Source organism: Bacillus pumilus (genome assembly GCF_900186955.1).
GTDB classification, from domain to species: domain Bacteria; phylum Bacillota; class Bacilli; order Bacillales; family Bacillaceae; genus Bacillus; species Bacillus pumilus.
Window position 1 is genome coordinate 3165316 of sequence record NZ_LT906438.1, and the last position, 25083, is coordinate 3190398.

A 25083-nucleotide genomic window follows, 5' to 3' on the forward strand; every position below is an offset into this window, starting at 1 on the left:
ACCTCTTACATTACATTTCTAATAATTGATCAAAGTAACCGTCTTTCTCATTCGGATTAATGTTGATTAATGTTCGACGATCAAGCAATAAATTTCCCCATTCACACGAAGTTTCGGAAACAAATGTACATGCATGACAGGCCGCGCCATTTGCTGACGTATGATATTCAAATTCCCCATCCGAACAGATTGGATCAGATGAACAATAGTTCATCTTTTCTAATGCACGAATAATTATGGGTAATAACTTTTCGCTTTGAGCCAAGTTTGTTAATCCACCTAAACTTCCTTCTGAATCTCCAGAGGCAGTGTATATAAATGCACCATACATGTCATCGTTTGCATAAATACGCTCTTTTAAAGACGTCGTTGTATAGCCGCAATGTGCAGCTAGTTCCTGCAACAAAGCATGGCTAAATGTATGCAACAAAATCTGGCGTGGCAGAATATCTAATGGTGACTTTTTAAATTCTTCACGCTGGGTATTATATGCTCTTACAATAGCACTCGTAATTTGCTCAGTTTGTTCCCATTGGAGCAATTTTTCTAAATTAAATTGAAAGAAAATACCTTCACCGTAATTTCGCACAGCTGGTAACCATTTCGGTTCGCTTGTTATAACAACCGGCTGTGTTTTCGATTCTTCATCTGTAAATCGGTCAATGTAGTCTAATCGAGTAAATTCTTTTAAAACTTGTACTTCAGGTACAGAATCCACACGGAAAACCCCATCAAAATACGGCACTAACGTTGGCGCAATATCAACCTTCTTAGATGAAAAACGTTCTTCGTTTATTTCATCCTGAATTAGCGTGTTCCACTCTTGCTTTTTAATTGATTCATAGGTAGAACTTTCTGAAAGCGTTATTGAACCATCTAAATACTGCTTAATAGCAGGTATAAAAGAAGAAGGGATATTTTTAAAATTACATGCCATTTCAAGACCTGCTTCACCCATACTTAGATATGCTTTACTAAAATTTTCTTTATCTTTTTCTACTAAATATAGAACCTCAAATTCTGAGCTAGATGCTGTTAAAGGCACTTGTAAAAAACTCATAACAGAAGGTGAATAAACATTAGATGCGCCACGCAACGTCGTTTTCATTTTACAATTACATTTCTGTTTGGCAGTATTACTAATCCATGGTCGTTCCCCATGACAATCAAATAAACTATGATTCTCTCTTTCTTCAGGCTTCATAATACTCCCTAAACTTTCACTATGCTTACAGTGCAAGCAAATCACGTGTAAATCAGATAAAGACCCACTTGAGCCACGGGTTTTTAGCATTAGTCGTGGATTTTTAGAATGTTCTGTACAAGGTTTATTTCGATGTACCCATTCTTCATACGGAAAATCTGATAAGTGACCGTTCTCACATGCTAATACAAAACGGCTTGCATAAAGCTCCTGAATGTCTTTTTCATTTTTCAGCGCACAATAATAACAATTAGCATCACCATAATTCGTCATATTATGGCATTTCGGACAGATTTTCCATTTAGGAAATTCGACTGCTTTTATTTTTTGTTTATCGGGATTTTCATTTAAAATGCGTACATGGTCAACCCCTAAATAGGATGTGATTCGTATGTCTTTTTCTTGAGGCGCCCTTCTTGATTGCCACTGGTCTGCTGATTTCACGATAACACTTTGAGATAAAAGTTCAACAATTGCTCCTGGTCCTGATTGGTATATTAGTTGCGAAGGTCTGATTGTTTCATTTTGTTGATTCATGATTTTAACACCTCAATTTCAATGACTGCTTCTACATTTCTTAATGACATCATTGCTGGACGAGCATCTTTTACATTCACTTCTTCATTAAAGTTTTTTAATAAGTAAGCTTTAACATATTTTGATTCTTTGTAAGCTAATGTGTCTTCAGCGTGCTTCCAAGCTAATTCTCGCCACCATTCTAATAAATCCTTTACTTCGTTTTCAATGGTTGCACCATTAGCATTTTGAACTCTTTCTAAAAATTGAACGGTCGCTGTATCTACTTTATTTTGTAGTTGTACTATTTTTTTCGGACTTTGCTCAGCGTTGATTTCCATAATCGTTTGACGCATAAATCCAATAAACGTACCTGTTAACCCTTTATATAAAGCACCTTTTGCAAAAGGTGTTACACTCATCGTTTCTACATGACGGTAGAGTGCTTGATGGTATGCTTTAAAACGCTCAAAATGCGATAAATCTCTAGACCGTAGTGAATTAAGAAGAACAAATACAACGCCTGGATATTTACGTCCAACACGGCTCGTCGCTTGAATATATTCGGAAGTCGTTTTCGGTTGCCCTTGTACAAACATTGTCCCAAGTCGATCCACATCGACACCTACTGAAATCATATTCGTTGCAAGGACGGCATCAAGAACACCTGCTTCATCTAAAGTTTTCTCCATTTGTGTTAGTAGCTGTGGAATTTCTTGTGCTTTTTTGCGGCTCGTTAATTCTTCAACGGCTAGATCATGTTCAAATTTATTTGTTGGATCTAGCATATTTAATCTTGAGTTTACTTCATCTTTAAAAGTAGTAACCATGCTTGCCAATTCTTTAACCGTATTAAAATAGCCTAGCATTGTATAATATGGATCTACTTTAAACTTTGGCTCACTTCTTGTTATCGTTGCATATGCACTATATGTTTGAATCGCTTGAATTTTATTACTAACTCCCGGTGCACAAATTCCTACATAGCATCGCCCTGGCTTTTCAGAAGTTGGCACCTCTTTTGAAACAAAATTATCATTTGCTTTTTGAACAGCTAATGGGAACTGCTGCATTTCCCGACCGTATAAAGCTCGAATTTGCTCATCCGCACCACTAATTGTTGCTGTTGAAGCAATTACTTTAGCTGGCCTTCCGTTATTTCTTGTTAATAGATCAGTTGCTACCTCATATAAACCTGTTAAAGAGCCTAATGGTCCTGAAATCAAATGAAGCTCATCTTGAATAATTAATTCAGGTGGTTTCAAACGATTAATACGACTGTATCCCCTTGGGATAGAATTAGTATATTTAAATCCTAACTCACGATGATACACGTTTTTATTACCAAAGAGTTCATGCATATCTTGTTTCCAAGGTAACTGAGCAATTTTATCTACCGTACCAATTAGCAATGTTGGTAACTTCAGATATATTGCCTCATCAACTGTATAAACAGGAATTCCGTGTTTAAATGCACATGCTTTATTAGAACAACAAATTTTCTGTGAATTTTTGTTAATTTCATACTGATCCGGCCCTAGTTCCGCCCCACACCACGGACAATTTATTAGTTGAATAGGATTGCCCGTCTTAACTTCTTTACCGTCTCGTAATTGTTCAAGCTTATCCATTGCATCTGCAAATTTATTAGGAGATGAATCCTGTCCAATCCAAAGCCCTATACTAAATGGCTCTTCTCCAAATAAATTTGCATTTGGTTTACGCAGAACTTCTGCAGCACAAATTAAAGCTGCAGCTCGTTGGAATTGTTGCGTTGTTAACAAACGCAATGTGTAACGCATAAAAACTGTAATTCCAGCATACTTGTCTACTTGTTTTGGGGCTAATAATCGGCGATATGCCATGACATAAGCTGCCACACCTAAATAAGCCTCTGTTTTACCGCCCCCAGTTGGGAACCAAATTAAATCAACAATTTCTCGATCTATATGCTGTTCATCAGATATACCGGCAACATTCATAAGTAAAAATATTAATTGGAATAAACGCCATTCTCCATCTAATGTAGGTTTTATTCTCTCTCCGGTAGTACGATACGTTTGAGCTACACCTGATTGCGCTCGTTGCAAAAGCATCGCACGGTTTGCAAATTGAAACGCCAAATAATATAAGGAATTATTACTTTTTGTAACTAATGAAATTCCTTCTTCTAGACGTTCGATTGTATTTTTTACTTTTAAAATATTTTGTTCTGCTTCACTCTTTAAATAATCAGGTAGCTCATTAACTATTTTCGTTTCATGATTCAACCATAATTTATATGCTGATGGTATAACACTTAATTTTTCTTTTAATATGTCTACAGGATATTCACTTAAATCCTTCATCTTAAATGACTGATTTTCGATCTTACAATGTTCTACATTCGGCAATTCAAAACGTGGCATCCATGTTGAATAAATCGTTGTAATATTTCCGACTGTTTTCCAATCAACCCCCACGCCATGACCGATTGCTATTTCTTCTTTGTCACGATAAAAAAGTTCATTTTGGACATGATACTGATCAGCTTTAGATGTAAATTTAGCAACATGAATTGTAGGTATATGTACTTTTAAAGAGCTTTGAAACATCACTTCATCTTGTTCAGGATATTGATTTTCTCTCTTTAAACTATTCATTAAAAAAATATTTACGTGATATAAGTTATTTCTATAATTAACGGTATAACGCACTTTTCCATACTTAGATTCATTTAAATTTTCTAATGTGCCTGTTCTCTGATTTGAAAGATCAATTTTCCAATTTTCCGCTTGTGGTAAACGCTTATGTTCTTTGTCCTCATAAATAGCCCAAGAAGCTTCAATTTCAACAGTTGTTAATTTTTTAAGTTTAAAACTAATGCCCATAGTAGATGAGCGAAACAGTTTTTTTAATGTAAGTTGTTCATCTATCTTTTCTTCACTGACTTGCACATGTGTTTCTATTGCATTATCACGTTCATTTATAACATCTGATGTTGAACCAAACGGAACTAACTTCCCTGTTAAATAAAATTGCATTGGGCGTATATTCTTTCCAAGAATCTCATCTTGCATTCGTGGACCAATTAAATATGTTTCTAATTCATGAATTAATCCTTTTCGCAAAAATGTATATTGCTTCATTTGAAAATTCACCCTTCCTCTTTAGATAATTTCATTGTAGCACCTTGCATTTCTGGATAGGTAATATTTCCCGATAAAATTTTAAGTTTAATATTAAAATTAATTCATTCCTTTTAATTTTTATTTATCCCTTAGTTAAACCACTCAAAAGCAAAAATTAGAATTTTTAATCAATTAAACTTTTATCAACTATACAAAATAAAGACATAAAAAAAGCGCCTAAACGTTGTTATCCAACGTTTATGGCACTAAGTGAAATGCAAACCATTTCTATGTATGGAGACGGTGGGAGTCGAACCCACGTCCAGAGACATCGATTACTTAAGCGTCTACGAGCGTAGTCAACATATTTCGTGTTCACTCATCCTCATGCCTGCTGACGGGCGCTTGGAGAGCTAGTCTGATGGATCTCTTCTTACGTCCTCAGACAAAAACGTAAGCGTAGCCTACTTCATTGGGCTCCTCACAGACACATAGGCGATGTCAGGAAGAGCTCGCTGCACTTATTAGGCAGCTAGTGCTAAGTTTTGGTTAAAACTTTTAGTTTTGCCAGTTACATTTAGTGCGTGTTAACGAGATCGCCTCTCGGCTCGCAGCTCAAGCTCGAACCGCCCCTGTCGAATCCGTAACGTCCCCTTGTAAAAGGGATATACGGGATGGAAACGTTCAGCTTAACTGCTTCCGTATATAACTATTATAACAATCTTATCGCTTGAAACAACTGGTGGTTTCTGTAAGAAAAGCGGTGATTGTTTACTGCATAACATATTGTAGCATAATGCTTCCGCTCTCAGCAAGCCATCTGCATCAGGCTAGAATTGCTTTTGTCGATCACGGAAGGCACGGTCGATTTCGCGTTTTGCATCTTTTTTCTTCAGATCTTCACGTTTATCGTATTTCTTTTTCCCTTTACCAATTCCGATCAACACTTTGGCAAAGCCATTTTTTAAATAGAGTTTCAGAGGCACGAGTGAGTAGCCCTCTTCCTTTGTCGCACCAATCAATTTACTGATTTGCTTGCGATGAAGCAGCAGCTTTCTCGTTCTCAGCGGATCATGGTTATAACGGTTCCCCTGCTCGTATGGGCTCACGTGCATGTTGTGAAGGAACACTTCTCCTCGTTCGATTTTGGCAAAGGAATCTTTTAAATTCACTTTTCCTGCACGAATCGATTTGATCTCAGTTCCTTGTAACACAAGGCCGGCTTCATACGTTTCTTCAATAAAATAGTCATGATTTGCTTTTTTGTTTTGGGAAACAACCTTTCCCTCTCCCTTTGGCATTGGCGTACACCCTCCTTTTGACACAAACACGGTCCAAATCGTACGGATTATTTTATCAAACAATCCAGCTTTAGACAACGCTGACGCTATGTGGTCAAAAAGCAAATAGAGCGTGATGCCCTATTTGCTTTTTGTCACGTTACTTTTTCTTTTTACGCTTTTGTTTTGGTGCGTTATCAAATACGCGTTTTTTCTTTTTCTTCTTACGGCCTGTGAACCAGTCACTTCCGCCTTTATCCTCTTTGGCTTTATCCCCAGAGGCATTTTGGCTTCCGTGCCCTTTTTTCGCTGGTGAATCTGTCCGTTTTTTAAACTTAAAATCTTTCGGCGATTTACGGCGGGTGCCTTTCATGCCGACGATTTCAAAATCAATCGAGTGCTCATCTTTATTGACATTCACCACTTTGACTGTGATTTCATCACCGATACGGTAGACATTTCCTGTGCGTTCACCGATCATGGCAAAGTGCTGCTCATCAAAGCGATAGTAGTCGTCTGTCATGTAGCTGACATGAACAAGACCTTCAATTGTATTCGGCAGTTCAACAAATAGTCCGAAGTTCGTCACGGAACTAATCATGCCATCAAACTCTTCACCGATTTTATCAAGCATAAATTCTGCCTTCTTGAGATCATCTGTTTCACGCTCTGCATCAACTGAGCGGCGCTCCATTGTAGACGCATGATCTGCAATTTCAGGAAGCAGCTGCCCCCACTTTTCTAGAGTTGCTTCGTCTGTCTTTTTCTGAATCAAATAGGTTCTAATCAGTCTATGCACGATTAAATCCGGATAACGGCGGATCGGTGATGTGAAATGTGTATAGAATTCCGTTGATAAACCAAAATGGCCGATGCTTTCTGGATCATATTTCGCCTGTTTCATCGAACGAAGCATCACGGTTTGTATCACAACTTCTTCTGGTTGATCCCTCACAGCATCAAGTACACTTTGAAGTGCACGCGGGTGAATGTTTGTCGACGTTCCTTTCACAATGTAACCAAACGTTGTCACGAACTCTAAAAAGCGCTGAAGCTTCTCAGGATTTGGTTCTTCGTGAATTCGATAAATGAAAGGTACATTCAACCAGTGGAAATGCTCTGCAACCGTTTCGTTTGCAACAAGCATGAATTCTTCAATTAATTTCTCTGCGACAGAACGCTCACGAACGACAACGTCTTTTGCTGCGCCTTCATCATCTACAAGCACTTTTGCTTCCTTGAAGTCAAAGTCTACTGCCCCGCGCTCCATCCGTTTGTCGCGAAGGATCTCTGCAAGCTTCTCCATTTCTTGGAACATTGGCACAAGCAGCTCGTATTTGTCTATAAGCTCTTCGTCTTGATCGACTAAAATCTTATTCACATCAGTATAGGTCATTCTTTCCGTCGTTTTGATCACACTTTGGAAAATCTCGTGTTTGACGACCTTCCCATTTCGATCAATGACCATTTCACAAGACAGCGTGAGACGATCGACCTTCGGATTCAACGAGCAAATACCGTTTGACAGGCGGTGCGGGATCATCGGAATGACGCGGTCTACGAGATATACACTCGTTCCACGCTCATAAGCTTCCTGATCAATCGGAGAGTTCTCTGTGACATAATGAGAGACATCTGCAATATGCACCCCTAGCTTATATTTGCCATCATCCAGCTTTTGCACCGTAACGGCATCATCTAAGTCCTTCGCATCTGCTCCGTCAATGGTTACAATCGTTTCATTGCGTAAGTCACGTCTGCCTTCTAGGTCTTTTTCATCAATCGTTTCAGGTGTGTCTACTGCCTGCTGGAGCGCTTCTTCTGGGAACTCACCTGGCAGGCCGTGTTTATGAATGATTGATAGTATATCAATGCCAGGGTCATTTTTATGACCAAGGATTTCAGTGACTTCGCCCTCTGCACTCATTCTTCCTTCTGGGTAGCTAGTCAGCGTCACGACCACTTTATGCCCTTCGACCGCTCCATTTTTAGCGGATTTCGGGATGAAGATATCGGTTGTGATTTTTTTATCATCAGGAATGACAAAGCCAAAGCTTTTCGTTTCTGTATAGGTACCGACAACCGTCTGAGTATTACGCTCCAGAATTCGGATGACAGTCCCTTCTTTTTTTGTGCCGTTTGATTTGTGGCTGACACGAACCATGACCGTATCACCATTCATCGCTGTGCCTAGCTCATTAGGCGGAATGAAAATATCATCCTGTCCAAACTCTTCTGGTGTCACAAATGCAAAGCCTTTTGCATGAGCAGACAGCTTTCCTTTTACCAAGTTCATTTTTTCCGGTACACCGTAGCGATCGCTGCGCGTGCGAACGATGAGTCCTTGATCTTCCAGCATCACAAGTGCTTTGACGAGCTCTTTATAATCATCTGGATTGGTAATCTCCATCATCACTTCCAGCTCTTGAACGGTTAACGGTTTATACGCTTCATCTTTCATAAAAGCGAGTAATTCATTCATAAATTCTTCTTTTTGCACACTCTAACCCCCTATATATTTAAACTGACCAATCAAGTGATTCTAAGAATGCATATGCATCCTGATGAACCTTCTCGCGCTCTTTATCAAGCGTGATCGCATGGCCTGATTCTTCATACCATTTCAAATGCTTTTGATCTGTCTCTACTTCGTTGTAAATGATATTCGCACTGTCTGTATTAATCATATGATCGTGACGTGCCTGAACAACAAAAGTAGGTGAATAAATCATGTCGACATTGTTTCTGACATCTGCAATGAGTTCTTGCAGACTCTTAAGTGTATCCATTGGCGTTTTCTTGAACTCTTCCATTTCCTGTTCAATTTGGTCCTCTGACTTACCCTCGAATTTCTTATAGTTACGGGCATATTCTAGTACACCCTGGTACATGACTTCTTCACTTTTTATGTACATAGGTGCACACATAGGTACAATTCCCTTTACAGGTACAGTGTAACCTAATTTCAATGAAAAAACTCCTCCGAGGGATAGTCCGCAAACTGCAATTTCCTCATAGCCTTCATCTTTTAAGAATTGATAGCCTTCTTCTACATCCTTCCACCAGTCATCCGGTCCAAAATGGACAAGCTCTTCTGGCGGCACGCCGTGTCCTTTATATTGTGGTGCATGACACGTATACCCTCTTTCGTTCAAATAACGGCCTAGCATTCGAACATCGGCTGTATTCCCAGTAAAACCGTGAAGAAGAAGCACCGCCTTTTCTCCACCTTTAAACGTAAATGGTTTTGGTGTAACAACTTTCATGATGTGACTTCCTTTCCTTCCGATATGGTTTATATTTTCCACTTGTATGTATGAAACAAACACAAAAGAGTGCTGATAATAAAAAAAGGTCTGAAAAAAGATCAGACCTTCTGTTACTCGCGCTTTATACGCCTAAATATGCCAATGCAAGTGTTAAGATGAAGAAAAGCACTGACAAAATAACCGTTAAACGGTGAAGTATCAAGTCAAGACCTCTCGCTTTTTGCTTACCGAAAAGCTGCTCGGCTCCACCTGAAATAGCGCCTGACAGTCCAGCACTTTTACTAGATTGTAACAATACAACGATGATAAGTGCGATACTGACAATTACGAGTAATGTGATAACAAATGCGTGCATGAAAACACCTCCAGACAAACTGGTACACATAACTTTATTTTACATGAAAACAAGGTGCATGTCACGAAACATCAAAATAAAGATTCCCTCTATATTCTGGACTTTACTCGTTATTTTGATTCAATTTCATTCCAAAGAGTAGTATGCAGCATTTTTTATATGCAATTTTCGGTTAAAAACACGTTTTTAACGGGTTGCTTCTTCTTTCAATAGCTGTTTTAATTCTACTAACAAACGTTCAGCTCCTTCAGGACTCAGCATCACTTTCCCATTTCCATAGCTTTTGTTATACTTCGTCACTTGTCCAGTTAACAGGCAGCTCTTATCTGCATCATATTTTTTCAGCATAATGGTTTGATCTTCAATGAAAATTTCTAAAAGCTGCTCTTCTTTAATATTGAGTACCTTGCGCATTTCTGAAGGCAGAACAATTCTGCCTAGTGAATCAATATGTCTGACCATCCCAGTTCTTTTCAACGACATTGCCTCCTTGATCATTTCATTCATTGACTTTTGTCAACATTTTCATAGTAAAATAGGTCTTCAAATTTTTTATCAAAGTAATGAATCATTTTGCCAATGACAAGCTGGCCTGGTTTCCGATGACCATTTAATACCCTACTGAGTGTGGCAGGAGAAATGCCAATTTCATCAGCGAGCTGATTTAAAGACATATCGTTTTCGATCATATACTGCATGACATAAGTCCGTCTGATCTGAATCTTTTCGACCATCATTACAACCTCCTATGGAATCAATATGTACAACGTGTAGGTGCTCACATGAAACAGATTCATTAACTTAAGTCAACACTTTTACCCCTTTTCTATTTCCTTTGGTCAATGATCATACTAAAATAAGTCATATACTGAAATGTGAGGTTCGATGTCATGAATCACTTTGGTGAACAATTACGCATTTTAAGAGAAAATAGAAAAATGTCTGTCAATCAACTCGCCATGTATTCAGGTGTAAGCGCTGCTGGTATTTCTCGTATCGAAAATGGAAAGCGTGGTGTGCCGAAGCCTTTAACCATAAAAAAATTAGCACACGCCTTGAAGGTGCCTTATGAGGATTTAATGCTGCTTGCCGGTCATATTGAACAGGAACAAGTTCATGAAATGAAACCAAAATATGAATCCATGTTGAAAATCTACCAAACGGCGCTTCAAAAGGATGTAGAACATCTTCCCATTTTTGACGGAGACCTATGGGAAAGGTTATCCGCACAAGACATTAGCCAGCTGAATGAATACTTTCTCACGCTCATCAACCAAAAAAAGACGAACAAATAGCGGGGCATAACCCTAAGATACATTCACTATTAACTAATGTCAATATTTTCATGGTATACTTGTTGCCAATAGTCAACAAATCAAGTAAAATAGATATATCTAATCTATAACCATGTGAGGTTTTGCCTTGATGAACTTTGGTGCATACTTAAGAGCATTACGTGAGGAAAAGAAGCTGTCAGTGAACCAATTAGCGATGTATTCAGAAGTCAGTGCTGCTGGTATTTCTCGTATTGAAAATGGGAAACGCGGCATTCCGAAGCCTCCTACGATAAAAAAACTAGCCGGTGCATTAAAGGTTCCTTATGAGGAAATGATGCAGGCTGCGGGCTATATTGAGGAAGCCTCTTCTGTCCATCAGCTGAAGGAAGAGGAAACGGCATTATCCAAAATAAAAGAAGCCGCAGCGCAATATGAACTTGGTGATCTCGAACTATTTGATGGAGACATTTGGTCAACTCTTTCGAAAAAAGAAATAGAAGATCTTAACCGCTATCTGTTATTTATATTAAACAGCCGTTCGTCATCATAGAATGTTTTGATCATTGACAAGCTTTTTGAGCTGATTTATGACAAATTTACGGTATAATGGGTTCAGATTGGAGTGAAGAAAGATGAATCAATCTGACATGTGCCCGCGGTTTGAAAAAGCAGTTGAGTTATTGAGTAAACGCTGGGTTGCACTGATTGTTTTTCAGCTTCTCTCAAGTCCGCAGCGCTTTGGTGAAATTGAGGCCGCTCTGACAAATTTAAGCGGAAGAGTATTATCTGAGAGATTAAAAGAGCTGGAAGCAGCAGGCATTGTAAAACGGGAGGTTTTTGCTGAAACACCCGTGCGTATTGAATATTCTTTAACTGATATGGGGCGTTCCCTTGCACCCGTTTTTGAGGAAATTTCGAAGTGGTCCACTGAATGGATCACGCTCGAATCATAAAATAACCGCATGTGAACTGAACTGCCTGATCATTATAAAACAACCTCCCTTACAAATGTAAGGGAGGTTTTGTCTTTTCAACCGCTTAAGCAGATGTCATGTTTTTTTCAGCTAATGCTTTTCTTTCTTTTTTCTTGTTCGTTGGGCTTAAATAGCGTTCGAGCCAGCCCATGACTAGGTCAGCGATAATGGCCATGAGGGCAGTTGGAATAGCACCTGCTAAAATGATGGCTGTTCCGTTTGTGGCGTTTGATCCTCTGATGATGATATCACCTAGACCTCCTGCGCCAACAAATGTCCCAATCGCTGTAATGCCGATGGCGATGACCAGCGCAGTTCTTAAACCAGCCATAATAACCGATAAAGCAAGCGGTAATTCAACCATTCTCAGCACTTGCCATTTCGTCATGCCCATCGCTTTACCCGATTCTAAATAAGCATGTTCAATGCTGACAATCCCTGTATACGTGTTGCGGATGATCGGCAACAGCGAATACAGAAAGAGTGATATGATGACTGTATTTGCGCCAAGTCCTAACACGAGCATCAACACGGAAAGCATTGCTAACGCCGGTATGGTTTGAATGACGTTGGTAATGGCGAAGATCCAATTGCTTAGCTTACGGTAATGCGCCACAAAGATGCCTACTGGAATTCCGACTATTGCCGCAAACAGCACCCCATACGCTGACATGAGAAAATGCCGATAAAATTCTTCTAACACATATGAACCGTTCTGCTGATAATACGTCCATAATTGCTGCAGTGTGTCCATCAGCCGTGACACCTCCCCATCTTACTCAAAGTAATTGTGCTTTTTCAGGAAATTCTTCGCAACGGTGGCTGGTTCTTGAAGCTCTCCGTCGACTTGATAGTTCAGCTCTTGCATTTGTTCTGTATTAATTTTTCCGATCAGTCTGTTGATCACCTTATCAAGCCCTGGGTTCTCTTTTAAAACTTTTTCCGGGACAACGGGCGATGCATCATATGGCGGGAAAAACCGCTTATCATCTTTTAAAATTTTGAGGTCATAGGCTTTGATTCGCCCATCTGTTGAATAGGCAAGCACAATATCCATTTTTTCATTTTTTAATGCATCGTACACTAAACCAATCTGCATTGGATACGTGCTTCCAAATTCAATTCCGTATGTTTTCACGAATCCTTCATAACCGTCGCCTTTCTTTTTGAGCCATATATTATCGACACCGAAACGGTAATTCTTCGCATTCTTTTTCAAGTCAGAGACCGTTTCTAACTTGTTTTCCTTCGCCATCTTTTGCGTCACGGCAAAGGCATACGTATTGTCAAAGCCATAGGAATCAAACCATTTGTAATCATAGCGTTTCTTAAATTCTTTTTGGACGATTTCCATTGCACGCTCCGGGTCTTTTTCCGCATCCATTCCAAGCGTACTTGTCAAATCTGTCCCTGTATATCTTGTCGCCGAAATGTCGATATCCCCATTTTCCATTGCTTTCTGCTGTACGGTATTAGAGCCTAAGTTTTTCACAATGGTTGTCTTTTTATCTGTGTAATGTTCGATGATCTCGCTAACCATATAGGCCATGATTTCTGATTCGGTAAAGTTTTGTGCTCCCACCCGCAGCGTATTGCCTGAGGAGCCGGCTAGTCCAGGAAGTGAACAGCCGCTTATCAATAGCAAGCATCCAGCAAGCAGTGCGCTGATCCATTTTGTTTTTCGATTCTTCACATAAGCCAACTCCTTATGAAACTTCCTTCAATCCTTTTAAGCCTTCTGGTGTTACTTTTTTCTCCAGCTTCATCAATGTAAAGTCAATGATGACCGCTAAAATGGTGACTGGTATGGCACCTGCAATAATGTATTCCGGCTGGTATAGCTGAAGTCCAATCAAAATGTAGTCACCAAGACCGCCTCCACCGATAAAAGCAGCAAGTGTTGTCCAGCCAATTAAATAAATCGTTGACGTTCGGACACCTGCCATAATGATCGGTACAGCAAGCGGAAGTTCCACGAGACGAATTTGTTCCCATGTGGTCATGCCGATCCCTTTACCGGATTCAAGCAGATTTTTGTTCACACCTTGAACGCCGGCATACGTATTTCTCAAAATAGGCAATACCGAATAGAAAAAGAGAGCAACGATTGCAGGTATTTTCCCAACCCCCAAAATAGGAATAAAAAATGCAAGAATCGCTAAACTAGGGAGTGTTTGAAAGATATTCACGACACCGATGACAAAACCTGCGCCTCGTTTCATTCGCGTGAGAACGACGCCTAAAGGAACGGCAACGATAATTCCTAGCACGACAGCAATTAAGGAAATATATAAATGCTCCCACATTTTTGTGAGGAGTTCCCCACCATTTTTCTCTAGAAAATCGATGATTTGATCCATGTGTCCACCTCCCTTAGTTCATTTCAATGGCAGACGCTGGCGTATCGTCTCCCCAAATGGAGTCGTACACAACATCTACAAGACTTGCCCGTGTCACAATGCCTTTTAAATGCCCTTTGGCATCGACAACCGGTACATATTTAATACCGCGTATTAAGATTTTCCGAACGGTGTCTCTGAGAAGTGCGCCTTCTTGTACAGTATAGAACTCTGTATTTAAGATCTCACCAACGAAAGCCGCTTTTCTGCGGTTCGCATCAATAGTTTCAATATCGATATAGCCTTTTAACACATCATGTTCATCTACTACAAGCAAGGAATCGACCCGCTTTTCTCTCATGATATAGATGGCATCAGTCAACGTTTGTTCGACTGTAATGGTGACTGGTGACGTGTTCATCATTTGTTCTACACGTTCCATATTCGGATTTGATTGAAGCAGGCGTTCTTTTCCGATGAATTCTTCAACGAACTCGTTGGCTGGGTTACGCAAAATATCTTCTGGTGTGCCTACTTGGACAATCTCTCCATCTTTTAAAATCACAATTCGGTCAGCCAGTTTAATCGCTTCATCCATGTCATGTGTGACGAATACGATGGTTTTATTTAACGTTTTTTGCAATTTCTTAAATTCTTCCTGCAATGTATCTCGTGTAATTGGATCAAGTGCACCAAATGGTTCGTCCATGAGGATCAGAGGGGGTTCTGCTGCCAGTGCGCGAAGAACTCCGATACGCTGCTGCTGTCCTCCACTAAGTTCATGAGGATAGCGCTCTAAAAATTCTGGGCCCATGTCGACGAGCTTCAGCAGTTCGCGTGCTCGTTCTTTCCGTTTTTCTTCCGGCCATTTTAAGAGCTTCGGCACAAGTGAGATGTTTTGCGCGATGGTCATATGGGGGAACAGTCCAATTTGCTGAATCACATAACCGATTTCTCTTCTTAATTGAACTGGATCTTTTTTCATGATATTTTCTCCCTCGATAAAAATATTTCCTGAGGAAGGTTCGATGAGTCGGTTGATCATCTTCATGGTTGTGGTCTTACCACAGCCACTCGGTCCAATAAAACAAATAAATTCTCCTTTTGCTATGTCTAAATCAATATTTTTGACAGCTTTTTTTCCGCCTTTATACGTCTTAGATACATTCTCTAGTTTCAGCAAATGAGACACCTCCAATTAGTTGGATCTATATATTCAGAAAATTTACACCTTATTAATTATAGTGCAAACTTTATAAAATAAAAAGTTTATGATGTGTTTGTATTGCATAACATTTATATAAAATTTTCAGTTAACGCCGTAATACCTAGATATCTCTCCTTTTTCCTCCAAATTACTAGCAATTACTCAATATTTATTGTTTTCATCAACAAACAGGTATATGATATATTGTGTTACAAATTGTCAGTCGTGAAGGGATGAAGCGGGGAGTGGACAAGCAAGCGCTAGGCGCCATTCAAAAAGCACAGGATCATTATATTGAAAAAGCTGCAGAGAACATGAATGCCTTTGGTCTTTCTTCTACAGTGGGTAGAGTGCTTGGTATCATTCACATGAACCGTAAACCAATGACGCTGGAAGAGCTATCAGAGGCGACCGGCATGAGCAAAACGAGGATGAGTCAAGTCGTTCGAGAAATGCTCGATTTAAATATTGCGGAAAAGGTTTATGAAAAAGGAATACGTAAAGATCTTTATGACGTTGAGCAAGATCAATACCAAACGTTTATTTCATTGTTTGCAGCCAATTGGACACGTGTTGTCAGTAAAAACCGTAAAGCACATAAGAAAACGTGCAAGGAATTGCAAGAGCTGCTTGAACAGGAAGATTTACCAGAAGAAACAGAGGATAAAATCAATCTGCTTCTTTCAGAAATCAAGGAAAGTCTTGATTACTATGATTGGATTAGCCGCTTAATTGAGTTCTTTGAAAGTGAAGAAGTATTTAAGCATGTGCCGAAACCTTAAAAAAAGCTGTTTTATTTTACATCATTGTAGAAAAAAACAGCTTTTTTATATACACTTATGACATAAACATCGGAAACATCCCTTTTAAGCCTGCGCCGATCATTTCAACTGCCACTACAGCCAGAATTAATCCCATCAAACGCGTCACGACATTCATCTCTGTTTTCCCCATTTTTCGCATAATAAAACTTGAATAATGAAAGGCATAATACGTCATGGCAAGAACGATGACAATGCCGATTAGAATCGCAAACATGTGGAGCATCCCTTGACTTCCCGGGGTTAAACTCATCACTGTAGCGATTGTACCGGGACCAGCGATGATCGGAATGGCGAGCGGCGTAACGGAGATATCTGCCTTCTCTTTGCTTTCTGCCTTTTCCTCCGAATGAGGATTTTGGACGTGTGATTCTTTTGCATTCAGTAAATTGTAAGCGATACCAAAAATAAAAATACCGCCAGCGATGCGGAGTGCATGAATATCAATTCCAAACAGTTTGAAAATGAGCCTGCCTGCCAATAGAAAGGCAATCAAAATAATAAAAGAGACCACGATGGCTTTTTTGGCTGTCTGGGAGCGCTCTTTCTCTGTATAGCCCTCTGTTAAGGTGATGAAAAGAGGTACGTTTCCTATGGGGTTTGATACAGCAAATAATGAGACGACAACATGAATCATAAAGGAAATCAACAGACACCCTCCTTTTTTCATAGTGTCTGCCATTCTGATGTGAATATTCCCTTGTGATGTTAAAACCTGTATATCTTTAACCGATGATAATAGAGGTTTAAAGAAAGGGGTTCACACATGAAGAAAACAATGACGATCATTCTTCTTTCTGTAGCAGTTATTGCCTTAGGTGGCTGGATTGTTTGGCAGCAGCAGACCATCTTTAAAGCAGAGAAAACACATCAGCAAGAAAGCAAAACGAGCGATCTGAAGCTCTCGCAGTTAACATCAGATCAAACAGATATGAAGCATAAAAACGATGAACAAAAAAAGCAAATAGCCACCGTCACAAAAAAGCTCAAAAAAGAAAAGAAAGCCTATGAAAAAGAGGTCAAACAGCGTAAAGCGCTTGAGATAAAAGTCGACCAGCTTCAAAAAGAGCTGGCAGCAGCAAAAGCCACTGCTCAAGCAAATAAGCAGACCGCTCAGGGTACAAGAAAACCAACTGTGAAAAAAGACCCGAATGTCACTCATCATCCTCCATCTCAGTGGGTACAGGACCAATATGATTGGGGCGTGAAACAAGGGTATATTAAAGAATAGAAAGGATGAAAAAATGTGATACAGATTCGGCGATTATCTCATGATGAATCTCTCCCAATGGATCTTTTACTATTAGCTGATCCTTCAAAGGAAAAGGTTCTTGCTTATGTGCAATCCAGCTCTTGTTATGCCGCTTTTCATGAAGAGGATGTGATTGGTGTCTATGTGCTATCATCGCTCTCTCAGCATTCAGTGGAAATCATGAATGTGGCTGTGAAGGAGTCATGGCAAGGAAGGGGAATTGGGAAGCAGCTGATCCGCCATGCGATCGCTGAAGCGAAAGCCACTGGTTTTCATACGATTGAAATCGGCACAGGCAACTCGAGTATTCAGCAGCTCGCACTTTATCAAAAATGCGGCTTCCGTCTAACGTCGATCGATCGCGATTTCTTCCTTAAGCATTATGATGAACCCATTTATGAAAACGGGATTCAGTGTATGGATATGGTACGGCTGTCTCTCACATTTCAAGCAGACTGACTATTTGTTCAGCCTGCTTTTTTTATGCTCTTCGTTTCTTCATAGCATGAATCACATATTGAATGAAAAAGTAAAGCACAGCGCCGGCTAAAAAGCAGACAACGCATCCAAAAAGCGTCGCCTCAGAGCTGAATTGATACTCTTCAATTTTCATGATATAAAATGGCATGCCAAACAGCGTTGGACTTGACTCGATATGATTGACCTCTAACAGTAGTAAAAAGACAGGGGTCATAAACACAGCAAATATATACAGCATCGCAAGTGTTAAGCCGCTAGAAAACGAATGAAATACTTTGATCATCTCTTTCTCTCCTTCATCTCTTTTAAACTGACTGTGATATTTTTCCCGTCTGGGCAAGCTGGATGCAGCATCACAGTGTTCAGTAAAGAAAAAAACAGCAGCTGATGACTCACCGAATGCTTCCACGTTAATAAAAGCACAATTGAGCAGAGTACCGGAAACAGCGGACCTGCAAGTGCCACCATCAGATTAAAGCTCGGCCGGGCAAATGTCTCATGAATAATCGCCACATGCTTCCAATCAATCGTTACCACAAAATCAAAGAGCGGCCTTTTTTCGACTTTGTTACACACCATGATCATCAGCATATGACCGAGTTCATGAATGAGCACAACCGCTAGTAAACTAATGACAAGCCCCATCATCGCAATATCGGCCTTTTTAACATCACAGCATATATACAACTGAAAAAGGCAAATGACCCAAGCAGATAAGCGGTGGCAAGAAGAAACATATGAGCTGACAGCCACTCTAATAAAAGCATATCGATGAAGCTGAATACAGCAATCATCATCACGATGACAAACAGTTTATTAAAATAACTGATTTTCACGACAAACCCCGTACAGGCTGCCATGACGGTCATGAATAAAATGGACAAACTCGCCAAGCCATGACCTTCACTTTCAATACCGATCACCAAATAAGCAAGGCCAATATACACAAAATAAATGAGTAAATTGATTGTGTAATAAAATAAAATTCTTGGCAATATATACGCACCCTTTGATGTATTTAACATAAAGATGGCCCGTTGATTGATATGATATTCTCTGCCAATCATCAGCGGAAGCATGATCAATATTTCCTTTAACGCAAACTGCACAATAAAGGCATACAGCCAGCCAGTTTCTTCCGGTGTAAAAACAAATGGCAGCCCAATCGTCAAACAAACGAGAAAGAGGAACAAAATGCCTTGTTCTTTAAAAACAGTTGATCGGATGAAATAGACCATTTCCTGCCGCACATGCGTCAGAAAGGAAGAGTACGTCCTAATTTTCTGGTAAGAAAATGACTTTACCTCTGTTTTCAGCTGCAAAAACATTTGATGAACATAGCAAGCTGCTAAGCCCTTTACCCATAGCCAGCCAGCGCTTAGAAGAATCACCAGCAACGTCAGATAGACAGCCGGCCATACATGGATCATCTCCACTGCTTTTTGAAAAAGAAGAAATATGAGTACTTGAAGTGCCGCAAAGCCGATTGTTTGTAGAAGTAAATGCTCCTTTGTTTTTGATACGAAATAACTTACACCGATCCTCATTAGCATCCATGAAGAGAGCGTATAAAGTGCCAATATGCCGCATGTGATGCAAACAGCGATGATCCAATACAGAGATGGGGTGACACCCGTGATCAAAAGACCTAATACAATCGGTAAAAAAAGCAATCCAGCCATGAGGAAGCAAAAAAGCACTGGAAAGAAATACGCACAAAGGACAAAGGGTACACTTTGTATCGCACTGTTCAAAAAGTAGAATTGATATTCTTGGCGCTTCAGTTTATTGCGGGATAACACAATCCCTGCTCCTAATAGTAAGAGCGACATTTTGACAAATTGGAGATATAGCGCAGCTGGCTCACTTTCACCTGCCTGCATGTAAAAGCGCAGGCTGATGACAACGTATATCGCATAGATTAGCAAGAGAAAAACGGCAGCTGAGAGCAGCTGCAAAGGATACTTTTTTCCAAGCTGCTTTCCTTTCGTTGTCAGCATGCCCCACTCTATTTTATGAAGAACGTGTCGTGTCCAAATCATTGAGTAACCTCTCCACCTGCATATAGTAATCTCGATTTACTTCTTTATAAATCTCTTCAAGTGCCTGATGAGGAAATGTCTCATTCGTTTCTTGGCGGGACATATTCAGCTTGACGTCACCATTTCTTAAGATCATGAGATGATCATATAATGTATCACCAAAACTCAAATGATGAGTTGAAATCAGGATGCCAGCGCCTTGATCTCTCAGCTTCATGAGCACCTTTTTTAAGATGATCATCATATCTGGATCAAGTCCGTTCGTTGGCTCGTCGAACACATAATAATCACACGGTCTGAGAAGCTGCGAAATGATCTGTGTTTTCTTTTGATTGCCATGGGACAGCTGAGCGATTGGCTGATCCATATACGGACTCAGCTCAAACAAATCGGTGAAGGTCTCTTCTCGAGTGACATCTTGCTCATGTGGCAGCTGAAGTAATTGAAAGTATTCCCTCGGTGTTAAATAATCGAACAACGCATGATCGTCAGGAATATAGGAAACATGTTTTTTCAACAGGGAAATATGTGCTGAGGATTGAAGGTTCAGCTGTTCACCATGTAAGGAAACGTAGCCAGTAAATGGCGTCAGCCCAAACATAGCTTGAATCATCGTTGTCTTTCCTGCACCATTATGCCCTAAAAGAAGCATCATCTGGCCTTTCTCCACGTTCATTTGTATATGGCGGAGAGAGAAGGTGCGGCTATACGTTTTTTCTTGTAATTGTAATGTCAGCATCATATCCCTCCGTTTGTTTCAGATGGAACAGATGACCTTGCATCTGTTCTCATCCCTGTTAGAACCCGCATTGGATTTTAACGTACATGCCTAATAATTTGAACTCTCCTAAAAATTTGGAGCCCTGTCCAAAGGTCTTACATGCCCAAATCAATGCTCCAAGTGAAATAATGCCCAATATAGCGGCAAGGACATAAATCCAAAATGCGTTTTTCTGTACATTCTTAGAAGTTAGAATTCGTTGCTTCCTTTCATCATATGCCGCCAGTAGGTGGAGAATATACATATACACACCTACTGGAAAACGAAGGCTAAAAGGATTCAGCATCTCATCACCCCCTAATATATGTAAAATGATACCACCCCCTTACAGAAAGCATAAGTTCATTTCAGATCATATTTTTAGTCGATTTTTCATGATCTATTGCTTATAAATGGTGGATCTTCTCACTTTCCCTCTGACTGAAGGACGACTTTTTACAAAAATAGGATGTGACTATTGAAACAGCTGCGGGATCTCATTCAACACAAAAAAACGCTGCGCCCACTCTTTTATAAGAGCGGAACGCAGCGCGTTGCTGGCATTATTTATTCAAGTTATAGAATGTTGCAATGCCATGATATTGTGCTGTTTCAGCCAATTGATCTTCGATGCGAAGTAATTGGTTGTATTTCGCCACACGGTCCGTACGAGACGGAGCACCTGTTTTGATTTGTCCAGCGTTTGTTGCTACAGCGATGTCTGCAATTGTGCTGTCTTCTGTTTCACCAGAGCGGTGAGAGATAACAGCTGTGTATCCAGCGCGTTTTGCCATTTCGATTGCATCAAATGTTTCAGTTAATGTACCGATTTGGTTTACTTTGATTAGGATTGAGTTACCAACGCCGTTTTTGATTCCTTCAGAAAGCTTCTTCGTGTTTGTCACAAACAAGTCATCTCCTACTAGCTGAACCTTGCTGCCAAGACGCTCAGTTAATAGTTTGTGACCTTCCCAGTCGTTTTCATCAAGGCCGTCTTCGATCGAGATGATTGGGTATTTCGATACCATATCTTCATACCAGTCAACCATTTCAGCAGATGTTTTCACAACACCTTCGCCTGATAAATGATATTTACCGTCTTCTTTGTTGTAGAACTCAGAAGATGCAGCATCCATTGCAAGTTTCACTTCTTCACCTGGTTTGAAACCAGCTTTTTCAATCGCTTCAACGATTGTTTGAAGTGCTTCTTCGTTAGAACCAAGGTTTGGAGCGAATCCACCTTCGTCACCTACAGCTGTGTTTAAGCCTTTTGCACTTAATACAGATTTCAGGCTATGGAAGATTTGTGCGCCCATGCGAAGTGCTTCACGGAAGTTAGGTGCACCTACAGGCATAATCATGAATTCTTGAATGTCTACGTTGTTATCCGCATGCTCTCCGCCGTTGACGATGTTCATCATTGGCACTGGAAGCGTTTTGGAGTTGAATCCACCAAGGTATTGGTAAAGTGGAATTTGTAAGAAATCAGCAGCCGCACGTGCTACAGCGATAGATACGCCAAGGATTGCGTTTGCGCCTAATTTCCCTTTGTTTTCTGTTCCGTCAAGTTCGATTAACATTTTGTCAATTGCTACTTGTTCAGTTACATCAAAGCCTAAAAGCTCTGGTGCAATGATTTCGTTTACGTTGTTTACAGCTGTCAGAACACCTTTTCCAAGGTAACGGTCTTTGTCTCCGTCACGTAGTTCTACTGCTTCATATTCACCAGTAGAGGCACCACTTGGTACTAGTGCACGGCCAAAGCCGCCAGATTCTGTGTAAACTTCTACTTCAACTGTTGGGTTACCGCGAGAGTCTAATACTTCGCGTGCATATACGTCAACAATGTATGGCATCGTTATTTCTCTCCTTTTGAATCAATTTGTTATTTCTGAATCAATGATGTTCCTGTCATCTCTTTTGGTTTTTCAAGACCAAGTAAGTCTAAAAGCGTTGGAGATAGATCGGCTAGAATGCCGCCTTCTCTAAGCGTTGCACCTTTTTTCGTTACGATGACTGGAACAGGGTTTGTCGTATGTGCAGTATGCGGCTTTCCTTCTTCGGTAATCAGCACGTCTGCGTTACCGTGGTCTGCCGTGATGATGGCATGTCCGCCTTTTGCTAGGATTGCGTCGACAACAGCTCCTAAGCACTCATCTACTGCTTCAATGGCTTTGATTGTTGGCTCGAGCATACCTGAATGACCAACCATATCCGGGTTAGCAAAGTTCAGGATGATCGCATCATGCTTGTCAGCATTGATGTCTGCAACAAGTGCATCCTTTACCTCATAAGCGCTCATTTCTGGCTTGAGGTCATAGGTTGCCACATCTGGCGAATTGATCAAGATGCGGTCTTCACCAGGAAATTCTTCTTCACGTCCACCACTCATAAAGAACGTCACGTGAGGATATTTCTCTGTTTCAGCAATCCGCAGCTGTTTCAATCCATTTTGCGCTAGCACTTCTCCTACTGTGTTATCCAAATTCACTGGTTTGAAGGCAACATAGCCATCAACTGTTTCACTGAAGTGTGTGAAGCAGACGAAGTGTAAATTCTTCGGATGTGCTTCTCCGCGATCAAACGAGCGGAAATCTTCATTTGTGAAGGTGTTCGAAATTTGGATCGCACGGTCTGGGCGGAAGTTATAGAAAATCACAGAATCGCCGTCGTTTACTTTTGCAACTGGCTCACCATTTTCTCTCGTGATGACAGATGGAATAACGAATTCATCGTAGATTCCATTTTCATAGGAGTCATCAACGACATCATAGATGTTTTGATAACTTGGGCCTTCACCATACGCCATCGCGCGATATGCTTTCTCCACACGATCCCAGCGTTTGTCACGGTCCATTGAGTAATAGCGTCCAGAAAGTGTTGCCACTTCTCCGACACCGATTTCTTTGATTTGTTCTTCAAGCTGTTTTAAGTACACTTTGGCTGTCTTCTGACCAACATCACGTCCGTCCAAGAAGCCATGAATGTATACCTTTGTTAAGCCTTCTTTTTTCGCCAGCTTTAGCAGAGCAAAGAGATGTTGAATGTGGCTGTGCACACCACCGTCTGACAAGAGACCGAATAAATGAAGGGCCTTGTCATTCTCTTTTGCATAAGTCATTGCCTCTAGGAACGTTTCGTTTTTCTCAAATTCCCCATCACGAATGGCAACATTCACTCTTGTTAAGCTTTGATACACAATGCGTCCTGCACCGATGTTCAAATGCCCAACTTCAGAGTTCCCCATTTGACCTTGCGGGAGGCCTACTGCCTCACCTGAAGCCGTTAAGGTTTGATGCGGGAATTCGTTCCAGTAGCGGTCGAAGTTCGGTTTCTTTGCTTGGGCAACAGCGTTACCAACTGTTTCGCCTCTTAAACCGAATCCGTCTAAGATGATTAATGCAGCTGGTTTCTTACTCATATTGACCTTCCTCCAATAATTGAACGAAAGACTGAGGTTCTAAGCTTGCGCCGCCTACCAAAGCACCGTCAATATCGGATTCTGCCATATATTCTTTAATATTCGCAGGTTTCACGCTTCCGCCATATTGAATGCGAAGGCTGTCTGCCGCTTCTTGACCATATTCGCTTGCAACCGTTTGACGGATATGCGCACAAACGTCGTTTGCATCTTTCGCTGTAGAAGATTTCCCTGTACCGATTGCCCAAATTGGCTCATATGCAATAACAGATTCAGCGACTTGCTGAGTTGTTAAACCAGCTAGTGCTTTCTTCACTTGATCAGCGACAAGTTCATTTGTTTTGCCAGCTTCACGCTCTTCAAGCGTTTCACCTACACAGATAATTGGAACGATGCCATGCTTGAATGCAGCATGTGCTTTTTTGTTCACTGTTTCATCTGTTTCAGCGAAGAATTCACGGCGCTCTGAATGACCGATCACTGAGTAGCCGATGCCAAGATCTTTTAGCGCAGCAGGGCTGATTTCACCAGTGAATGCACCATTTTCTTCAAAGTGCATGTTTTGTGCACCAATTTTAAGGTCTGTTCCGTTAGAAAGGCTGTTTAGCTTTTCAAGGAAAAGGGCTGGCGCACAGACAATGGATTCCACTTTGTCAGGAGATGGAATGGATGACTTGACTTCTTCAACGAAGCTAACCGCTTCGCCAAGTGTTTTGTTCATTTTCCAGTTCCCAGCTATAATTGGTTTTCTCATGATTGACACTTCCTTATAGCAG

The 25083-nt window shown here is 40.5% G+C and carries 27 protein-coding genes and 1 other RNA gene; 6 read left to right on the top strand and 22 right to left on the bottom strand.

The features are described 5' to 3' along the window. Positions 1-10: 10 nt before the first annotated feature. The 9 genes from drmB to CKW02_RS16660 all read right to left on the bottom strand — a co-directional run bounded on the left by drmB (position 11) and on the right by CKW02_RS16660 (position 10471). The gene (gene drmB, locus CKW02_RS16620; protein ID WP_003212979.1) at positions 11-1741 is read right to left on the bottom strand and encodes a DUF1998 domain-containing protein; all 1731 of its coding nucleotides are present in this window, start codon (positions 1739-1741) and stop codon (positions 11-13) included. Beyond that, positions 1738-4848, bottom strand: coding sequence for a DISARM system helicase DrmA (gene drmA / locus CKW02_RS16625; protein ID WP_231953207.1), 3111 nt, complete (start codon positions 4846-4848; stop codon positions 1738-1740). The genes drmB and drmA overlap by 4 nt, the downstream gene beginning before the upstream one ends. 274 nt (positions 4849-5122) lie before the next feature. Next, positions 5123-5484, bottom strand: a transfer-messenger RNA (tmRNA) gene (gene ssrA, locus CKW02_RS16630). Between the two features lie 176 nt (positions 5485-5660). After that, positions 5661-6131: an SsrA-binding protein SmpB gene (gene smpB / locus CKW02_RS16635; protein ID WP_003213153.1), complete on the bottom strand. Its 471-nt coding sequence runs from the start codon at positions 6129-6131 to the stop codon at positions 5661-5663. A gap of 139 nt (positions 6132-6270) precedes the next feature. Beyond that, positions 6271-8610 (bottom strand): ribonuclease R, encoded by a 2340-nt coding sequence (gene rnr, locus CKW02_RS16640; RefSeq protein WP_003212966.1) that lies wholly within the window; start codon positions 8608-8610, stop codon positions 6271-6273. Positions 8611-8629: 19 nt separating this feature from the next. Then, positions 8630-9376, bottom strand: a complete 747-nt coding sequence (locus CKW02_RS16645) for an alpha/beta hydrolase (protein WP_003212665.1) — start codon at positions 9374-9376, stop codon at positions 8630-8632. Positions 9377-9500: 124 nt separating this feature from the next. Further along, on the bottom strand, positions 9501-9734 hold the full coding sequence (gene secG, locus CKW02_RS16650) for a preprotein translocase subunit SecG (protein ID WP_003212746.1): 234 nt from the start codon (positions 9732-9734) through the stop codon (positions 9501-9503). 186 nt (positions 9735-9920) lie between these two features. Further along, the gene (locus CKW02_RS16655) at positions 9921-10211 is read right to left on the bottom strand and encodes an AbrB/MazE/SpoVT family DNA-binding domain-containing protein (RefSeq protein ID WP_003213714.1); all 291 of its coding nucleotides are present in this window, start codon (positions 10209-10211) and stop codon (positions 9921-9923) included. 26 nt (positions 10212-10237) lie between these two features. Continuing rightward, complete coding sequence (locus CKW02_RS16660) at positions 10238-10471, bottom strand: helix-turn-helix domain-containing protein (protein WP_003213379.1); 234 nt, start codon at positions 10469-10471, stop codon at positions 10238-10240. Positions 10472-10624: 153 nt separating this feature from the next. Here CKW02_RS16660 and CKW02_RS16665 point away from each other — a divergent pair, with 153 nt between their 5' ends. The 3 genes from CKW02_RS16665 to CKW02_RS16675 all read left to right on the top strand — a co-directional run bounded on the left by CKW02_RS16665 (position 10625) and on the right by CKW02_RS16675 (position 11964). Next, positions 10625-11029, top strand: a complete 405-nt coding sequence (locus CKW02_RS16665; protein ID WP_003213200.1) for a helix-turn-helix domain-containing protein — start codon at positions 10625-10627, stop codon at positions 11027-11029. Positions 11030-11159: 130 nt separating this feature from the next. Next, positions 11160-11561, top strand: a complete 402-nt coding sequence (locus CKW02_RS16670) for a helix-turn-helix domain-containing protein (RefSeq protein WP_003213015.1) — start codon at positions 11160-11162, stop codon at positions 11559-11561. Positions 11562-11643: 82 nt separating this feature from the next. Then, on the top strand, positions 11644-11964 hold the full coding sequence (locus CKW02_RS16675) for a catDE operon transcriptional regulator CatR (protein WP_050944175.1): 321 nt from the start codon (positions 11644-11646) through the stop codon (positions 11962-11964). An 85-nt stretch (positions 11965-12049) separates the two neighbouring features. Here the strand turns inward: CKW02_RS16675 and CKW02_RS16680 are convergent, their stop codons facing one another. From CKW02_RS16680 to CKW02_RS16695, 4 genes are read right to left on the bottom strand one after another with little or no spacing between them, the layout of a single operon-like run. Next, positions 12050-12739: an ABC transporter permease gene (locus CKW02_RS16680; protein WP_003213726.1), complete on the bottom strand. Its 690-nt coding sequence runs from the start codon at positions 12737-12739 to the stop codon at positions 12050-12052. A 21-nt stretch (positions 12740-12760) separates the two neighbouring features. Continuing rightward, complete coding sequence (locus CKW02_RS16685; protein WP_003213573.1) at positions 12761-13678, bottom strand: osmoprotectant ABC transporter substrate-binding protein; 918 nt, start codon at positions 13676-13678, stop codon at positions 12761-12763. Positions 13679-13691: 13 nt separating this feature from the next. Continuing rightward, positions 13692-14345 (bottom strand): ABC transporter permease, encoded by a 654-nt coding sequence (locus tag CKW02_RS16690; RefSeq protein WP_003213477.1) that lies wholly within the window; start codon positions 14343-14345, stop codon positions 13692-13694. A gap of 13 nt (positions 14346-14358) precedes the next feature. Next, complete coding sequence (locus CKW02_RS16695; protein WP_003212926.1) at positions 14359-15507, bottom strand: betaine/proline/choline family ABC transporter ATP-binding protein; 1149 nt, start codon at positions 15505-15507, stop codon at positions 14359-14361. 269 nt (positions 15508-15776) lie between these two features. Between CKW02_RS16695 and CKW02_RS16700 the strand changes: the two genes are divergently transcribed. Next, on the top strand, positions 15777-16313 hold the full coding sequence (locus CKW02_RS16700; protein ID WP_012011291.1) for a GbsR/MarR family transcriptional regulator: 537 nt from the start codon (positions 15777-15779) through the stop codon (positions 16311-16313). 55 nt (positions 16314-16368) lie between these two features. Here CKW02_RS16700 and CKW02_RS16705 read toward each other — a convergent pair whose 3' ends face one another. Next, positions 16369-17001 (bottom strand): MarC family protein, encoded by a 633-nt coding sequence (locus tag CKW02_RS16705; RefSeq protein ID WP_003212698.1) that lies wholly within the window; start codon positions 16999-17001, stop codon positions 16369-16371. Positions 17002-17118: 117 nt separating this feature from the next. On the opposite strand from CKW02_RS16705, the gene CKW02_RS16710 reads away from it, so the two are divergent. Together CKW02_RS16710 and CKW02_RS16715 are read left to right on the top strand one after the other, a co-directional pair. Continuing rightward, positions 17119-17583 (top strand): hypothetical protein, encoded by a 465-nt coding sequence (locus tag CKW02_RS16710; protein WP_003213583.1) that lies wholly within the window; start codon positions 17119-17121, stop codon positions 17581-17583. Between the two features lie 15 nt (positions 17584-17598). Further along, positions 17599-18063, top strand: a complete 465-nt coding sequence (locus CKW02_RS16715) for a GNAT family N-acetyltransferase (protein WP_003213708.1) — start codon at positions 17599-17601, stop codon at positions 18061-18063. Positions 18064-18085: 22 nt separating this feature from the next. On the opposite strand, the gene CKW02_RS16720 is transcribed toward CKW02_RS16715, so the two are convergent. The 8 genes from CKW02_RS16720 to tpiA all read right to left on the bottom strand — a co-directional run bounded on the left by CKW02_RS16720 (position 18086) and on the right by tpiA (position 25061). Then, on the bottom strand, positions 18086-18367 hold the full coding sequence (locus tag CKW02_RS16720) for a hypothetical protein (RefSeq protein WP_003213050.1): 282 nt from the start codon (positions 18365-18367) through the stop codon (positions 18086-18088). After that, positions 18364-18732 carry a zinc metalloprotease gene (locus CKW02_RS16725; RefSeq protein WP_003213453.1) on the bottom strand — a complete coding sequence of 123 codons (369 nt, stop codon included), beginning with the start codon at positions 18730-18732 and terminating at the stop codon, positions 18364-18366. The genes CKW02_RS16720 and CKW02_RS16725 overlap by 4 nt, the downstream gene beginning before the upstream one ends. Beyond that, positions 18729-20126, bottom strand: coding sequence for a hypothetical protein (locus CKW02_RS16730; RefSeq protein ID WP_003213082.1), 1398 nt, complete (start codon positions 20124-20126; stop codon positions 18729-18731). The genes CKW02_RS16725 and CKW02_RS16730 overlap by 4 nt, the downstream gene beginning before the upstream one ends. Beyond that, positions 20098-20865 carry an ATP-binding cassette domain-containing protein gene (locus CKW02_RS16735; protein WP_034620132.1) on the bottom strand — a complete coding sequence of 256 codons (768 nt, stop codon included), beginning with the start codon at positions 20863-20865 and terminating at the stop codon, positions 20098-20100. The genes CKW02_RS16730 and CKW02_RS16735 overlap by 29 nt, the downstream gene beginning before the upstream one ends. A 58-nt stretch (positions 20866-20923) precedes the next feature. Continuing rightward, the gene (locus tag CKW02_RS16740) at positions 20924-21193 is read right to left on the bottom strand and encodes a hypothetical protein (RefSeq protein WP_034620133.1); all 270 of its coding nucleotides are present in this window, start codon (positions 21191-21193) and stop codon (positions 20924-20926) included. A gap of 256 nt (positions 21194-21449) precedes the next feature. Continuing rightward, complete coding sequence (gene eno / locus CKW02_RS16745) at positions 21450-22742, bottom strand: phosphopyruvate hydratase (protein ID WP_003212752.1); 1293 nt, start codon at positions 22740-22742, stop codon at positions 21450-21452. Between the two features lie 29 nt (positions 22743-22771). Continuing rightward, complete coding sequence (gpmI, locus tag CKW02_RS16750; RefSeq protein ID WP_003213111.1) at positions 22772-24307, bottom strand: 2,3-bisphosphoglycerate-independent phosphoglycerate mutase; 1536 nt, start codon at positions 24305-24307, stop codon at positions 22772-22774. After that, positions 24300-25061 (bottom strand): triose-phosphate isomerase, encoded by a 762-nt coding sequence (tpiA, locus tag CKW02_RS16755; RefSeq protein WP_003213530.1) that lies wholly within the window; start codon positions 25059-25061, stop codon positions 24300-24302. The genes gpmI and tpiA overlap by 8 nt, the downstream gene beginning before the upstream one ends. Positions 25062-25083: the final 22 nt, after the last annotated feature.

Excerpts from the sequence above, each read along its gene's own strand:
- eno (WP_003212752.1), bottom strand. The coding sequence starts at position 22,742 with ATGCCATACATTGTTGACGTATATGCACGCGAAGTATTAGACTCTCGC.
- gpmI (WP_003213111.1), bottom strand. The coding sequence starts at position 24,307 with ATGAGTAAGAAACCAGCTGCATTAATCATCTTAGACGGATTCGGTTTA.
- CKW02_RS16670 (WP_003213015.1), top strand. The coding sequence starts at position 11,160 with ATGAACTTTGGTGCATACTTAAGAGCATTACGTGAGGAAAAGAAGCTG.
- CKW02_RS16665 (WP_003213200.1), top strand. The coding sequence starts at position 10,625 with ATGAATCACTTTGGTGAACAATTACGCATTTTAAGAGAAAATAGAAAA.
- CKW02_RS16675 (WP_050944175.1), top strand. The coding sequence starts at position 11,644 with ATGAATCAATCTGACATGTGCCCGCGGTTTGAAAAAGCAGTTGAGTTA.
- CKW02_RS16725 (WP_003213453.1), bottom strand. The coding sequence starts at position 18,732 with ATGATGGGGCTTGTCATTAGTTTACTAGCGGTTGTGCTCATTCATGAA.
- drmA (WP_231953207.1), bottom strand. The coding sequence starts at position 4,848 with ATGAAGCAATATACATTTTTGCGAAAAGGATTAATTCATGAATTAGAA.
- CKW02_RS16735 (WP_034620132.1), bottom strand. The coding sequence starts at position 20,865 with ATGCTGACATTACAATTACAAGAAAAAACGTATAGCCGCACCTTCTCT.
- CKW02_RS16690 (WP_003213477.1), bottom strand. The coding sequence starts at position 14,345 with ATGGATCAAATCATCGATTTTCTAGAGAAAAATGGTGGGGAACTCCTC.
- CKW02_RS16660 (WP_003213379.1), bottom strand. The coding sequence starts at position 10,471 with ATGATGGTCGAAAAGATTCAGATCAGACGGACTTATGTCATGCAGTAT.
- drmB (WP_003212979.1), bottom strand. The coding sequence starts at position 1,741 with ATGAATCAACAAAATGAAACAATCAGACCTTCGCAACTAATATACCAA.
- CKW02_RS16710 (WP_003213583.1), top strand. The coding sequence starts at position 17,119 with ATGAAGAAAACAATGACGATCATTCTTCTTTCTGTAGCAGTTATTGCC.
- CKW02_RS16680 (WP_003213726.1), bottom strand. The coding sequence starts at position 12,739 with ATGGACACACTGCAGCAATTATGGACGTATTATCAGCAGAACGGTTCA.
- CKW02_RS16740 (WP_034620133.1), bottom strand. The coding sequence starts at position 21,193 with ATGCTGAATCCTTTTAGCCTTCGTTTTCCAGTAGGTGTGTATATGTAT.
- tpiA (WP_003213530.1), bottom strand. The coding sequence starts at position 25,061 with ATGAGAAAACCAATTATAGCTGGGAACTGGAAAATGAACAAAACACTT.
- CKW02_RS16730 (WP_003213082.1), bottom strand. The coding sequence starts at position 20,126 with ATGATTTGGACACGACACGTTCTTCATAAAATAGAGTGGGGCATGCTG.
- secG (WP_003212746.1), bottom strand. The coding sequence starts at position 9,734 with ATGCACGCATTTGTTATCACATTACTCGTAATTGTCAGTATCGCACTT.
- CKW02_RS16645 (WP_003212665.1), bottom strand. The coding sequence starts at position 9,376 with ATGAAAGTTGTTACACCAAAACCATTTACGTTTAAAGGTGGAGAAAAG.
- smpB (WP_003213153.1), bottom strand. The coding sequence starts at position 6,131 with ATGCCAAAGGGAGAGGGAAAGGTTGTTTCCCAAAACAAAAAAGCAAAT.
- CKW02_RS16720 (WP_003213050.1), bottom strand. The coding sequence starts at position 18,367 with ATGATCAAAGTATTTCATTCGTTTTCTAGCGGCTTAACACTTGCGATG.